This window comes from Pseudomonas sp. Tun-23181 (assembly GCF_057415455.1).
Genome location: NZ_CM171630.1, coordinates 1009042 through 1023175 on the forward strand (window position 1 = coordinate 1009042; position 14134 = coordinate 1023175).

The 14134-nt window shown below is 66.9% G+C and carries 11 protein-coding genes; 6 read left to right on the top strand and 5 right to left on the bottom strand.

Annotated features, from left to right (window positions below; translation table 11 throughout):
- Positions 1–4 precede the first annotated feature (4 nt).
- Positions 5–3277, top strand: a complete 3273-nt coding sequence (locus ACDI39_RS05165; RefSeq protein WP_486537913.1) for a transporter substrate-binding domain-containing protein — start codon at positions 5–7, stop codon at positions 3275–3277.
- A 55-nt stretch (positions 3278–3332) separates the two neighbouring features.
- On the opposite strand, the gene gntR is transcribed toward ACDI39_RS05165, so the two are convergent.
- The gene (gntR, locus tag ACDI39_RS05170; protein WP_368816722.1) at positions 3333–4352 is read right to left on the bottom strand and encodes an HTH-type transcriptional regulator GntR; all 1020 of its coding nucleotides are present in this window, start codon (positions 4350–4352) and stop codon (positions 3333–3335) included.
- 210 nt (positions 4353–4562) lie between these two features.
- Between gntR and ACDI39_RS05175 the strand changes: the two genes are divergently transcribed.
- The 3 genes from ACDI39_RS05175 (at position 4563) to ACDI39_RS05185 (ending at position 6969) form a co-directional block, all read left to right on the top strand.
- Positions 4563–5102, top strand: coding sequence for a gluconokinase (locus tag ACDI39_RS05175; RefSeq protein ID WP_225789099.1), 540 nt, complete (start codon positions 4563–4565; stop codon positions 5100–5102).
- Positions 5103–5202: 100 nt separating this feature from the next.
- A complete protein-coding gene (locus ACDI39_RS05180; RefSeq protein WP_253080247.1) occupies positions 5203–6555 on the top strand; it encodes a GntP family permease in 1353 nt (450 codons plus the stop codon).
- A 117-nt stretch (positions 6556–6672) separates the two neighbouring features.
- On the top strand, positions 6673–6969 hold the full coding sequence (locus tag ACDI39_RS05185; protein WP_486537916.1) for a hypothetical protein: 297 nt from the start codon (positions 6673–6675) through the stop codon (positions 6967–6969).
- 32 nt (positions 6970–7001) lie between these two features.
- Here the strand turns inward: ACDI39_RS05185 and ACDI39_RS05190 are convergent, their stop codons facing one another.
- From ACDI39_RS05190 to ACDI39_RS05205, 4 genes are all read right to left on the bottom strand, one after another.
- Entirely contained in the window at positions 7002–8426 is a 1425-nt protein-coding gene (locus tag ACDI39_RS05190) for a sigma-54-dependent transcriptional regulator (protein WP_410045624.1), read from the bottom strand.
- Positions 8395–9888 carry a sensor histidine kinase gene (locus tag ACDI39_RS05195; protein ID WP_225789096.1) on the bottom strand — a complete coding sequence of 498 codons (1494 nt, stop codon included), beginning with the start codon at positions 9886–9888 and terminating at the stop codon, positions 8395–8397. The genes ACDI39_RS05190 and ACDI39_RS05195 overlap by 32 nt, the downstream gene beginning before the upstream one ends.
- A 292-nt stretch (positions 9889–10180) precedes the next feature.
- Positions 10181–11635: an ATP-binding protein gene (locus ACDI39_RS05200; protein ID WP_486537919.1), complete on the bottom strand. Its 1455-nt coding sequence runs from the start codon at positions 11633–11635 to the stop codon at positions 10181–10183.
- Between the two features lie 81 nt (positions 11636–11716).
- Entirely contained in the window at positions 11717–12313 is a 597-nt protein-coding gene (locus ACDI39_RS05205; RefSeq protein ID WP_225789094.1) for a lytic transglycosylase domain-containing protein, read from the bottom strand.
- Between the two features lie 184 nt (positions 12314–12497).
- Between ACDI39_RS05205 and gspG the strand changes: the two genes are divergently transcribed.
- Positions 12498–12923: a type II secretion system major pseudopilin GspG gene (gene gspG / locus ACDI39_RS05210; protein ID WP_225789093.1), complete on the top strand. Its 426-nt coding sequence runs from the start codon at positions 12498–12500 to the stop codon at positions 12921–12923.
- A 12-nt stretch (positions 12924–12935) separates the two neighbouring features.
- Complete coding sequence (locus tag ACDI39_RS05215; RefSeq protein WP_225789092.1) at positions 12936–14126, top strand: type II secretion system F family protein; 1191 nt, start codon at positions 12936–12938, stop codon at positions 14124–14126.
- Positions 14127–14134 lie beyond the last annotated feature (8 nt).

Here is a 14134-nt window from a genome sequence, read left to right on the forward strand (position 1 = left end):
CGCCATGAAAGGCACGCTGCCGAGCCTGCTGCTGGCCATGTTCCTGAGCGTGCCGAGCCTGGTGCTCGGCGATGCCGAGCCACGCCACCTGCTCGCCCGCTCGGCCAGCGTCGCCCCGCCGCTGCACCTGCCCCAGGACGACCGGCAATGGCTGCTGCAACGCAAGGTACTGGTGCTCGGCAGCTCCCGCCCCGACTACCCGCCCTTCGAGATCAACGTCAGCCAGCGCGACTACGAGGGCCTGAGCGCCGACTATGCCGGGCTGATCGGCGAGCAACTGGGCGTGGCGATCGAAGTCCGCCGCTTCGCCAGCCGCCAGGCGGCGATCGAGGCGCTGCATGCCGGGCAGATCGACCTGCTCGGCAGCTCCAACGGCTTCGAGGCGGCCGATGCCCAGCTTGCCCTGAGCCAATCCTATGCCGATGACCTGCCGGTGATCGTCACCCGCCAGGGCCGCTTGCTGCAAAAGGATGAAGACCTGGCCGGCCTGCGCCTGGCGATGGTCGACCACTACCTGCCCGAAACCTCGGTGCGCGAGCTCTACCCACAGGCGCAACTGCAGCTGTATCGCTCGACCCTGGCCGGCCTGTCCGCCGTTTCGCTGGGCGAAGCCGATGCCTACCTCGGCGACGCCATCAGTACCGACTTCCTGATCGGCAAGAGCTACCAGGGGCAGGTGCGCATCGATCACTTCGTGCATGGCCCCACGGATGCCTTCGCCTTCGCCCTGGCCCACGACAACCACAGGCTGCGCCGCTTGGTCGACCAGGCGCTGGCACGGATCAGCGACAGCGAGCGAATGACCATCCTACGTCGCTGGACCAGCGGCAACACCAGCCTGCTGCTCGAGCGCCACCTGTCCAGCCTGAGCGACGAAGAGCACGACTGGATCGCCCGCCACCCCACGGTACGTGTGCTGATCAACAGCGCGCTGGCGCCGCTGACCTTCAACGATCGCCAACAGCAGGCCAATGGCATCACCCTCGACCTGCTCAAGCAGATCAGCCTGCGCACCGGGCTGCGCTTCCAGATGCTCGAGCGCGACTCGGTGCCGGAGATGGTCGACGAAGTGGCGCGCGGCGACGCCGAGATGATCGGTGCGCTGGACTACGGTCCCGGACGAGCGGCACGCCTGCGCTACACCCGCCCCTACCTGGTCACCCCAGGGGTGATAGTGGCGCGCAGTGACGCCGGCGCGAGCGAGCTGCTCGACGGGCAGCGCGTGGCGCTGGTGCGCGGCTCCTCCCAGCACGTCGCCCTGCAACAGCACGCGCCACGGGCGCGGGTGGTCGAGACGGACAATGCCCTGACGCTGATGGAAGCCGTGGCCAGCGGCCACGCCGACGTCGCCCTGATTCCCCATATCACCGCGGCCTACTACATTGCCCACGTGTTCAAGGACACGCTGCGCATCGCCGGGCTGCAGGGCGATGACCCGGCGGTCGCGGCCTTCGCCGTGGCGCCGGGGCAGCCCCAGCTGCAATCGATCCTGGACAAGGCCCTGCTGAGCATTCCCCCGGAGGAGCTGGACCAGTTGGTCAATCGCTGGCGCACCAGCACGGTGGTCAGCGACAGCCTGTGGGGCGATTATCGCTCGCTGGTGCTGCAGGTGCTGGTGCTGGCCGCCGCGCTGCTGGCCGGCGTGGTGTTCTGGAACAACTACCTGCGCAAGTTGATCCAGCAGCGCGGCGAAGCCCAGCGTGCCCTGCAGGCACAGTTGGCGTTCAGCCGCGGCCTGCTCGAACAACTGCGCCAGGCCAAGGACGATGCCGAACAGGCCAGCCAGGCCAAGAGCAGTTTCCTGGCGATCATGAGCCACGAGATCCGCACCCCGATGAACGCCGTGATCGGCCTGCTGGAGCTGGCCCTGGAGGACAGCCGCCAGGGCCGCAGCGACCCGCAGGGCCTCAAGACCGCCCATGATTCGGCGCTCGGCCTGCTCGAGCTGATCGGCGACATCCTCGACATCTCGCGCATCGAATCCGGCCACATGACCTTGCAGCCGGTCGCCACCGAGCTGGTCGAGCTGGTGCGCGCCACCCTGCGGGTGTTCGAGGGCAATGCGCGGATCAAGGGCCTGGCCTTGCGCGCCGAACTGCCCCAGGCGCCGGCCTGGGTGATGGTCGACCCGGTGCGTTTCAGGCAGGTGCTGTCCAACCTGGTGAGCAACGCCATCAAGTTCACCGACCAGGGCCATGTCGAAGTCAGGCTGGCGCTGACCCCCAGCACGCCCGGGCACGTCACGCAGGTGGCGCTGCACGTGCAAGACAGCGGTATCGGCATCAGCCCCCAGGACCAGGCCAGGCTGTTCGAGGCCTTCGCCCAGCTCGACAACCACCGTGCCCGCCAGGGCGCTGGCCTGGGCCTGGTGATCAGCCGCACCCTGTGCCAGCTCATGGGCGGCGAGCTGCAGCTGCACAGCGCGTCGGGGGTCGGCACCCGGGTCGAGGTGCACCTTGGCCTGGTGCCCGCCACTGCGCCGGTAGCCGAACCGATAGCCGGGCCGGTCGCGCAGCCGAGCGCCGGGCCATTACAGATCCTGGTAGTCGACGACTACCCCGCCAACCTCATGCTGCTGGACAAGCAGTTGCGCAGCCTCGGCCACAAGGTCACCCTGGCCGAACACGGCGAGGCGGCGCTGGAGCGCTGGCAGGGCGGTCGCTTCGACCTGGTGATCACCGACTGCAGCATGCCGGTGATGGACGGCCATCAACTGACCCGGCGTATCCGCGCGCTGGAGCAGGTACATGGAGGGCCGCCCTGCCGCATTCTCGGCGTTACCGCCAACGCCCAGGCCGAAGAGCGCGAGCGCTGCCTGGCCAGCGGCATGGACGACTGCCTGTTCAAGCCGATCGGCCTGCAGGTGCTCAGGGCACGCCTGTCCCGGATCGCTCCCAACGACGCCATGGCTGCCCCCGAGGAGGAGCCCGCCAGTGGGTTCGACCTCGGCCAACTACGCCACCTGACCCAGGGCGACGAACAACTCACCCGGCGCCTGCTCGCGCAACTGGCGCAAAGTACCGCCGAAGACCTGCAGGGCTTGCGCGGTCTCGGCCCGCAACCCGATGTCCAGGCGCTGCGGGCCCTGGTGCACCGCATCAAGGGTGGTGCCAGGATGCTCAAGGTACGCGGCGTGGTAGGCGATTGCGAAGCCATCGAGCAGGCGATTGGCCAGGCGCAGCCGACCGAGCGGCTGTGCCAGCGGCTGGAGGCGAACCTGGAGGGGTTGGCGCGGCAGTTGCGCGATGGGCTGGAGGCGATCGACGGGGCCGGCTGAGCGAGGTCATGAAATCCTGGGGCGCGCAGCGGCCCCAACCCAGCTCCCGCCGGCTTCAGGAACTCTCGCGCACCATCAGTTCGAACCCCAGGTCCTGCTCCTCGACCGCCACGCGCTTGCCGTCGAGCAGTGCCAGCAGCGCCTGGGCCGCGCCCCGGCCGACCGCGGCGCGCGGGGTACGGATCGAGGTCAGGCGCGGCACCATGTGCGCCGAGGCCGGCAGGTCGTTGAAACCGACCATCGCCACCTGGCGCGGCACTTCGATGCCCTGGCGCAAGGCCTGGAGCACCGCCCCCTGGGCCAGGTCGTCGTTGCAGAAGAAAATCCCATCCACCTCCGGCGCCTGCTCGAGCAAGCGGCTGAACAACTCGCCACCCAGGCCGATCGACGAAGGCTGCGGCGTCAGCAACTCCAGCTCCGGCGCCTGCAGGCCGGCCTCGGCCAGGGCCTGGCGGAACCCTTCGGCACGCTGCATCACCCGTGGGTCGAGCTGCGCGGCGATGAACGCCAGGCGCCGCCGGCCACGTTCGATCAGGTGGCGGGCCGCGGCGCGCCCGGCCTGCTGCTGGGAGAACCCCACCGACAGCGCACCGGCCTGCCCGCCCAGCTCCATCATGTGCACGCACGGCACACCGCTGGCAGCCAGCATCTGCCGGGCAGCGTCGCTACGCTCGAAGCCGGTGAGCAGCATGCCGCAGGGCTGGTAGGCCAGGTAGTTGCGGATCAGGTTCTCTTCCTCGGCGATATCGTAGTGATAGTTGCCGATCAGCACCTCCAGCCCACGCGGGCGCATCACCTCGTGGATGGCCTCCAGGGTGTCGATGAACAACTGGTTGGACAGCGACGGGATCAATACCACCACCGATTGGCTGCGCGCCGAGGCCAGGGCGCGTGCCGCCGGGTTGGCGACATAGCCCAGGCTGGCAGCGGCGGCCATGACCTTTTCCACCAGCGCCGGCGCGACCGTGCTGACGCCGCGCAGGGCGCGCGAGGCGGTGATGGGGGAAACCCCCGAAAGCCTGGCGACTTCAGCCAGGGTGGGGCGACCGGTAGTGCGCGAGCCTGTGCGAGACATGGGTGTTGTAATTTTACTACTTGCCAGAAAAAGGAACGGCCACTAAGGTAGCGCTGTCTCAGGACGCAGGCAACGTAATCTTGAGTAGCGGCTATGTGCCAAGCGTCCATACTGCGAAAAGACAAGACCAATAACACCCGGGAGGGTGGCGCTCGCGACAACGCCTCGTCAATCACGAGACAGCGCTATCTCACCCCGCAGGAGGTACTGATGAACTCTCCCCTGTCCGCGATTGTGGTAATGGGCGTAGCTGGCTGCGGCAAGAGCTGCGTCGGGGCCGCCATTGCCAGCAGAAGCGGCGGTCGCCTGATCGAAGGCGATGCCTTTCACCCTGCCGAAAACATCCGCAAGATGAGTGCCGGTATTCCCCTGGACGACGATGACCGTGCCGGCTGGCTGGTGCGCCTGGGCCAGGAACTGCAGGCCACCCTCGCCGCTGGCGAACGCCCCATCCTCACCTGCTCCGCACTCAAGCGTCGCTATCGCGACACCCTTCGCCAGGCGGTGCCCGGCCTGGCCTTCGTCTTCCTCGAACTGAGCCCGGCCGAAGCCGAGAAACGCGTGCTCGCCCGCCCAGGCCACTTCATGCCGGCCAGCCTGATCGACAGCCAGTTCGCCGCCCTCGAGCCTCCCCATGGCGAACCGCTGACCCTGGCGCTGGATGCCACGCGGCCGATCGAGGCCCTGGCCGAAGCGACCCACGCCTGGCTAAAGCCCTGCGGTGACCGGAGCCTGGCGCGGACCGCCTGAACCGGTGGTTTTCCCGGCTCACCAAAGACAGCGCTATCTCGGTGCCATCAGGCACCGAGCGTTTGACCAAGAACAACGATAAGATCGAGGCACATGAACCATGTTCGGACTCGCTACTGATACCTACCTGCTGCTCGATGCCCTGGTGACCATCGTCGGGCTCGTCCTGCTGATCACCCATTTCAAGGTCCACCCCTTCGTCGCCCTGACCCTGGCAGCCGGCTTTCTCGGCCTGACCTCCGGCATGCCGGTGGCCAAGGTCATGAAGTCGTTCCAAGACGGCTTCGGCGGCGTGCTCGGCTTCGTCGGCATCGTCCTCGCCCTGGGCACCATGCTCGGCAAGCTGATGGCCGACTCCGGCGGCGCCGACCAGATCGCCCGCACGCTGATCCGGGCCTTCGGCAAAGAAAAAGTGCACTGGGCGATGATGTTCGCCGCCTTCCTGGTGGGCATCCCGCTGTTCTTCGAGATCGGCTTCGTGCTGCTGATCCCGCTGGTGTTCATCGTCGCCCGGCGCTCGGGGGTGTCGCTGGTGAAGATCGGCATCCCGCTGCTGGCCGGCTTGTCCGTGGTCCATGGCCTGGTGCCACCGCACCCGGGGCCCTTGCTGGCGATCGGCATCTTCAACGCCGACATCGGCAAGACCATCTTCTACGGCCTGCTGGTGGCCCTGCCCACCGCGGTGATCGCCGGCCCGCTGTTCGGTAACTTCATTTCCCGTTACATCCCCGGCAACCCTTCCCAGGAGCTGATGGACCAGATCGCCCGCGAGTCGGACCAGCAGAACCTGCCGAGTTTCAGCGTGACCCTGATCACCGTGCTGCTGCCGGTGGTGCTGATGCTGCTCAAGACCTTCGCCGACGTGGTGCTGCCGACCGAGCACATCGTGCGCCAGTGGATGGACCTGATCGGCCACCCCATCAGCGCCCTGCTCGCCGCCCTGCTGCTGGCCTTCTACACCTTCGGCGCGGCCCGTGGCTTCTCGCGCCAGCAGATCATGAAAATGCTCGACCAGAGCCTGGCCCCCACCGCTGCGATCGTGCTGATCGTCGGTGCCGGTGGCGGCTTCAAGCAGATGCTGGTGGACACCGGTGTCGGCAACGTGATCGGCGAAATGGCGGTACAGGCGCAGATCTCGCCGATCCTGCTGGCCTGGCTGGTCGCAGCGGTGATCCGCATCGCCACCGGTTCGGCGACGGTGGCCACCATCACCGGCGCGGGCATCGTGGCACCGGTGATCGACCTGGTCCCGGGCGTCAACCGCGAGCTGCTGGTGCTGGCCACCGGCGCCGGCTCGCTGATCCTCTCCCACGTCAACGACGCCGGTTTCTGGCTGGTCAAGCAGTACTTCAACATGACCGTGGCCGAGACCTTCAAGACCTGGAGCATGATGGAAACCCTGCTGTCGGTGGTCGGCATCATCTTCATCATGCTGCTGTCGCTGGTGGTCTGACCGCCTGTCGCAGTGATGGCACCTCGCTGACGAGGACATGGCCCAACGCAGGAAGAGGCCTTGCGCATGCAGTCGCGTGCGCTACAGGCCTCCTTCCCCAAGCAAAGGAGCCTGCCCATGAAAGCCACCTACCTACTGGCCGCCCTGCTCGCCTCGCCCCTGGCCCTTGCCGTCGGCACGGGCCCGACCCATCCGGACAATCCGCACACCCCGGCGCCCAACCCGGGCGCCGACAGCACCCTCAACCCGGTCGAGAGGCCCACGCCCCGGGATACCGACCCGCGTATCCAGGGCAACGACCCGGACAGCCCGCCCGCCGAGCAAACCGACGACCGCAACCTGCCGGGGATGGATGGCGGGGGTTCGGAGGGCATGCGGGGCCAGGACGATGCTGACGACAATGGCCAGCGCTAGGGGCATTGGGGCTGCGGTGCAGCCCCAACCGCTCACCACTGCCGCTTGTCCGGCCGCGTCAGCCCAAGCTTCTCGATCCGATAGCGCAGCATGTCCCGTGACAACCCCAGCAAGCGTGCCGACTTGGTGACGTTCCAGTCGGTACGGTCCAGCGTCCGGCACACCAGGTCGCGCTCCATGTCCGGCAGGCTGGTGCCCGCCTCCGGCTCGTGCCGCGGCGCCTCGAAAACCGGTGGCGCAGCCTGGGTCAGGGGTTCGTCGACCAGTGTCATGCACAGGTTCAACTGGTGCGCAGCAATCACCTCGGTGGGCGCCAGCAGCACCGTCTGCTCGAGCATGTTGCGCAGCTCGCGCACGTTGCCCGGCCAGCTGTAGCCGAGCATCAGCGCCTCGGCCTCGGTGGAGAAACGCAGGTTGGGCTTGCCGTAGCGGCGCCCATGGTAGGCGAGGAAATGCCGCGCCAGCAGCAGGATGTCCTGGCCGCGGGCGTACAGCCGTGGCACCTTCAGGGCAATGATGCGCAGGCGGAAGAACAGGTCGCGACGGAACTTGCCCTGCTGCACCATCTGCTCCAGGTTGCAGTTGGTGGCGCTGATCACCCGCAGGTCGACCTTGCGCTCCTTGACCGCGCCGATACGGCGGATGCAGCGATCCTCCAGCAGCTTGAGCAGCTTGGCCTGCAGCACCAGGTCCATTTCGCCGATCTCGTCGAGGAACAGCGTCCCCCCGTCCGCCGCCTCGACCAGGCCCACCCGGCGCTCCTTGGCATCGGTGAAGGCCCCCTTCTCATGCCCGAACAGCTCGGCTTCCAGCAGGTTGGCAGGGATCGAGGCGCAGTTGAACTCGATGAACGGCCCCTTGCTGCGCGTGCCGTCGAAATGCAAGGCACGCGCCACCAGTTCCTTGCCGGTGCCCGTCTCGCCCTCGATCAGCACCGGCGGCAGGTCGCCGCTGGCCATGCGCTGTTCGGCATCGAGCAACTGCCGCAGGGTGTGCTTGAGGCCCTGCATGGCCGGGGATTCGCCGATCAACGCCTGCAAGCCGGAGCGCTGCGCTTCGCGCTCCTGGTAGAACGACAGGGTGCGCTCCATGCGCTCGGCAGCCAGGGCCTTGTCCAGCATCAGCTTGAGTTCGGCCAGCACCACCGGCTTGGTCAGGTAGTGGAAGGCACCCTCCTTCATGGCCAGCACGGCATCCTCGACGTTGCCATAGCCGGTCATCATGATCACCTTGAGCGCCGGCGCCTGGGCCACCAGGTTGCGCAACAGGTCATGGCCGCTCATGCCAGGCAGCGAGTTGTCGGTCAGCACCGCATCGGGCTGGACCCGCCTGACCTGCTCCAGGGCCTGTTCCGCGCTGTGGCAGACCGTGACCTCGAAGCCCTTGAGGCCGAGGTAGGTGCGGATGTTGTCGGCGAGGATCTCGTCATCCTCGACCACCAGAATGCTGGGCTCCATGGTCCCCTCCCGCTGCGATATTGAAGATCAGGCTGACGCGGGTTCCTTCCTCTTCGCGGCTGTGAAGGCTGACCGAGCCGCCAAAGCGTTCCATGATGCGCTTGACCAGGGCCAGGCCCACGCCGAGGCCGCCCTGCTTGGTGGTGAAGAACGGCTTGAACACCATTCGCTCCTGCTGCTGGCTCATGCCCTTGCCGGTGTCGCTGAGCAGCAACTGCACCCGCTGCCCCTCCAGGCGCCTGACCTCGGCCCGCAGGTGGCCGCCCTGGGGCATCGCCTCCAGGGCATTGGCGAACAGGCTGTTGAGGATCTGCGTCAGTTGCAGTGGCTGGCTGGCCACCCACTGCAATGCGGGCCCTGCGAAGCTGAACTGCACGCCATGGCGCTCGATCTGCTGGGCGAAGGCCAGGCGGGTATCCTCCACCGCCGCCACCAGGTCCACCGCCTCGACCTCGTCGCTGGCCGGGCGCAGCGACACCAGCAGGTCGCGCACCCAGCGCGACATGCGGTCGACCTGGCTGATGATGTCGTTGATGTTCTTGCGCGCCGGCTCGCTGGCGATGTCCTGGGCCAGCTCGGCGCTGGAGCGGATGTTGGCCAGCGGGTTGCGCAGGCTGTGGGCCACCGCCGAGGACATCTCGCCCAGGGCCACGTAGGTCTCGCTGGCCACCAGGCGGTCCTGCTGGTGATGCAGCAACAGCGCCGCGCGGCGCACGATCCAGAACAGGCCGAAGTAGATCAGCGCCCCACCCAGCAGGGTCGAGACCCAGATCAGCACATAACCGCGCTGGATGCGCCGCACCAGGTCCTGCGGCTCCTTGTAGATCTCCACCATCGACAGCACCTGCTCGCCCTGGCTGTCGAACAGCGGGATGTAGTTCTCGATGAACAGGTAGCGGGGTTCGCGCAGGAATTTCTGTTCCTCGCGGTCGTCCTCGGCCTGGTGGTAGCTCGCCGAGACGGCCTTTCGCGAGCGGAAGGCATGGTCCAGGTCGCCATCGGCAGAGATGCGCTTGCCGATCAACTGGGGATTGGTGGACCAGACGATCGTCCGATCACGGGCATAGACATTGGCCAGCAGGGTATCGGGCAGGTGCTCGACATGGTCGAGGAACTCCGTGCGGGTCGACCGCGCCAGCGCCGGGCTCACCTGCAGGTGCTGGCTGTCCAGCCGTGGGTCGAGCAGCTCGCCCATGGTGGTGCCCGGCGGCAACTGCGAATGGCGCACTTCGGCCTGGGCCATGGCCTGGATGAACTGGGCAGTGAGCATGGCGTCGCGCTCGACGCTGTCGCGCACCACGAAGCGGGTCGAGACGTAGCCCAGCCCGCCGGCCACCGAAGCGATGATCAGCAGGCTGATGAGGGAGAACCAGCGCAGCAGGTTGAACTCGCGCAGCGGCGCAGCCAGCCCACTGGATGGGAGGGAGGCCTTGTCGGGGACATCGTGTTCCAGCGTCTGCATCGCGTCGTTCCCGCCTGGAGGCCTTCGGTGGATGTCGCCACGGTATCGTTACCGCACGTAGCAAGGTGATAGCAGTTCGCCAGAGCGGCTGCAGCCGCCGTTGGTCGTCATGGCTGCTGTGCAAGAAATCAGCCAGCAATGATTTTTAATAAAATTTTATTTACTATCAATTAGATATAAAAATTACTTCTCATTGATTCGAGGTTGATTCCCCACATTTGGGTAACGTTCACCCCAAAACCGTTAATCCATTTGAAAACAATAAGTTACTAGGCAAATAGAAAGTCAACTATCAGGATTTGGCCAATCGGAAACTGAGCGAGACGCTGGTCCCCTCGCCTTCACGACTGCTCAGGCGAATCGAGCCGCCGAAGCGCTCCATGATCCGCTTGACCAGCACCAGCCCCACACCCAACCCACCCTGCTTGGTGGTGAAGAATGGCCGAAAGGCCATGCGTTGCTGTTGCTCGCTCATGCCCTTGCCGGTATCCGACAGGCGCAGGGTCAGGCTGCGCCGGTCCTGGCGCACCACCTCCACGCGCAAGCGCCCACCCTGCTCCATCGCCTCCAGGGCATTGGCGATCAGGCTGTTGAAGATCTGCCCGATCAGCACCGGATGGCCCACCACTCGCAAGGGCGGCAACGCACTGACATCCAGGTTCACGCCGCAGCGCAGCAGGGGCACGGAGAACGCCTGCAGGCTTTCCTGCAAGGCCTGGGGCAGGTCCACCGGCACTGCCTCGTCGTTGAGCGGACGCAGCGACTGCAGCAACTGGCGCACCCACTGGGCCATGCGGTCGACCTGGCTGATGATGTCGCTGATGTTCTTCTGCGCCGGCCCTTCGTCGAAGGCCTGGGCCAGCTCGGCGCTGGAACGGATGCTGGCCAGCGGGTTGCGCAGGCTGTGGGCCACCGCCGAGGACACCTCGCCCAGCGCCACGAAAGTCTCGTTGCTGATCAGCCGCTTCTGCTGGACCTCCAACGTGCGTGCGGCACGGCGCATGATCCCGTACAGGCCGAGGTACACCACCGCGGCGCCCACGGCGATGGCCAGCCAGATCAGCAGCAGCCCATGCTCGATGCGCACGATCAGGTCGTGGGGTTCCTTGTAGATCTCCACCATGGCGGCGACCCGTTCGCCATCGGCATCGAACAGCGGGATGTAGTTCTCGATGAACAGCTGCTGGGGCGGGGTCACGAATTTCTGCTCGCTGCGGGCGTCGTCGAAGTCGTGGTAGCTGGCCGAGACCCGCATCTTGTATTCGAAGGCCCGCTCCAGGTCGTCGTCGGACTCGATCACCTTGCCGGTCAGCGCCGGGTTGCTCGACCAGATCACCGTGCGGTCGGGGGCATAGATGTTGGCCAGCAGCATGTCCGGCAGGTGGGCGATGTGGTCGAGGAACTCACCCCGGGCCTTGCGCCGGGCATCCGGGTCGACGTCGGGCATGGCCTGGTCCATGCGCGGGTCGAGCAGCTCGCCCATGGTGCGCACGTTGGGGATCGCCACATGGCGCACTTCCGCATCGGCGATTGACTGGATGAACTGGGCGGTGAGCAGCGCGTCGCGCTCGACGCTCTCGTTGATGATGAAGCGGCTGGAAATCAGCCCCAGCCCGACGGCCACCGAGACGATGATGGCCAGGCTGACCCAGGCGTACCAGCGCAACAGGTCGAACGGCTTGCGCACCGCCCCGGCATCGCCGTCGCTAGGTACAACCAGGGTGTCGGAACGGGGAGCGATGTCCATGGCGGACTCCAGCGGTGGGCGCCTTTTTCAAGGTTATAGCCCAGAGTTGGGGAACCATGGAGCACTTGTGGCTTTTCGCCCCTACAACGGCGCATCCTCGGCCAGCCCCTGCAGCCGGCGGTACTCGTTCAGCACATTGGGCACGTAGCGGCGCGTCTCGGCGAACGGCGGCACCACCCGGCCACGGCTGAGCACCGCCTCGGGCCCGGCATTGTAGGCCGCCACCGCCAGGGTGATGTCGTTGTCGAACAGGGTGAGCATGCGTTTGAGGTAACGCGCCCCGCCCTGTAGGTTGTCCTGCGGGTCGAGCACGTCCTTGACCCCCATTTCCCGCGCGGTATCCGGCATCAGCTGCATCAGCCCCTGTGCACCCTTGGGCGAGCGTGCCTTGGGGTTGTAGCCGGATTCGGCCTTGATCAGCGCATGCAACAAGGCCTGGGGCACACCGTGGGCCTGCGCCGCGGCGGCCACCAGGTCGGCGTATGGCCGGCCGGTGACCAGTTGGGCATCGACGGGCCCGGCCTGGGCCAGCGACTCACGGATGACCTTCTCGTAGTGCCGCCCTGGCCGATGCACGTTGGACAGCACATAGACGCCCTGGGCGTCGCGGGAAATGTACACGTCGGCCTGGGCGATCCCTGCCGCCAGCCAGATCAACCCAAGGATGACTCCACGCATGTCGGCCGCCTCCCCGTCGAGCCCCCGAAGTGGGGGAAATGCCCCGGAAAACCCAGGGTTTGCAGCTACGACGCAAGCACTGTGCCGCCTGCCGTGCCGCATGGCGCAAGGCCGCGCAACAGACGTGCACGGCTGTTGCATGGTGCTGGCAAAGACCTGCCCACACGCCCTGGAGGGTTTCACCATGCAGCGCAGATCCATCCGCCAACGCGGCTTCACCCTGCTCGAACTCCTGGTGGTCCTGGTGGTGCTTGGCCTGCTGGCCGGCATCGTCGCGCCCAAGTATTTCAGCCAGCTCGGCCGCTCCGAAGCGAAGGTGGCCCGGGCGCAGATCGAAGGCCTGGGCAAGGCCCTGGACCTGTACCGCCTGGAGGTCGGCCACTACCCTAGCAGCGAGCAAGGCCTGCAGGCGCTGGTCAGCGCCCCCAGCGGCGAGCCACGCTGGTCGGGCCCCTACCTGCAGAAAGCGGTGCCCCATGACCCCTGGGGCCGCCCGTACATCTATCGCCAGCCCGGCGAGAACGGCGGCGAGTACGACCTGCTGTCCATGGGCAAGGACGGCCAGCCTGGCGGCGACGGGGAAAACGCCGAAATCACCAGTTGGCAGTAGGGAGAGGCAACCATGCGCTACAGCCTCAAGGCCCTGGGCCGGCATGGCATCGTCCAGTTGCAGGTCGATGCCGAGGATGCCGAGCAGGCACGCCGCCAGGCCGAGGACCAGGGCCTGCGGGTGGTCAGCGTGCGCGGCGCTGGCGGCCTGCTGCATGCCCTGCCCTGGCGCCGGGCGGCGGATTTCGACCTGGTGCTGTTCAGCCAGGAGTTGGGCACCCTGCTCGAGGCTGGCCTGCCGCTGATCGATGCCTTGGAGAGCCTGGCCGAGAAAGCGCCCAGCGCGTCGGCGCGCAAGGTCCTCGAGGCGCTGGTGCGCCAGCTCTACGAGGGCCGCTCCTTGTCCCAGGCCCTGGGGCAGCAGCCACGGGTGTTTCCCGCCCTGTACGTAGCGCTGGTGCAATCGAGCGAACGCACCGGCGCCCTGGGCGACGCCCTGGCCCGCTACATCGGCTATCGCCAGCGCCTGGACCTGGTCCGGCAGAAGCTGGTCGGCGCCTCGGTCTACCCCCTGCTCCTGCTGCTGGTGGGCGGCGGCGTGGTGCTGTTCCTGCTGGGCTATGTGGTGCCGCGCTTCAGCCTGGTGTTCGAAGGCATGGGCAGCGAGTTGCCCTGGTTGTCGCGCGGGCTGATGCAGATCGGCCTGTTCCTGCACGCCCAGCGACTGCCCCTGGCACTGGCGACGCTGGCCGGTATCGCGGCCCTGGTCCTGCTGCGCCGGCATCCAGCGCTGCGACGCTGGGCAGGCCGCCAGGTGCGCCGTTGGCCCGCCCTGCACCAACGCCTGGTGATGTACGAACTGGCGCGCTTCTACCGTTCGCTGGGCATTCTCCTGCAGGGGGGTATCCCCATCCTCACCGCCATGGACATGGCCCGCGGCCTGCTCGGCAGCGCCGCGGCGGCCGGCCTGGCGCAGGCCCGTCAGCGGGTCGGCGAAGGCCTGCCGCTGTCCGACGCACTGGAAGCCGGGCAACTGGTGACACCGGTGTCCCTGCGCCTGCTGCGGGCTGGCGAGCAATCAGGCAACCTCGGCGAGATGCTCGAGCGCTGCGCCGACTTCCACGATCAGGAAATCGGCCGCTGGGTGGAATGGTTCGTGCGCCTGTTCGAGCCGCTGCTGATGACCTTCATCGGCCTGCTGATCGGCCTGATCGTGATCCTCATGTACATGCCGATCTTCGAACTGGCCTCGAGCATTCACTGAATGCCAGC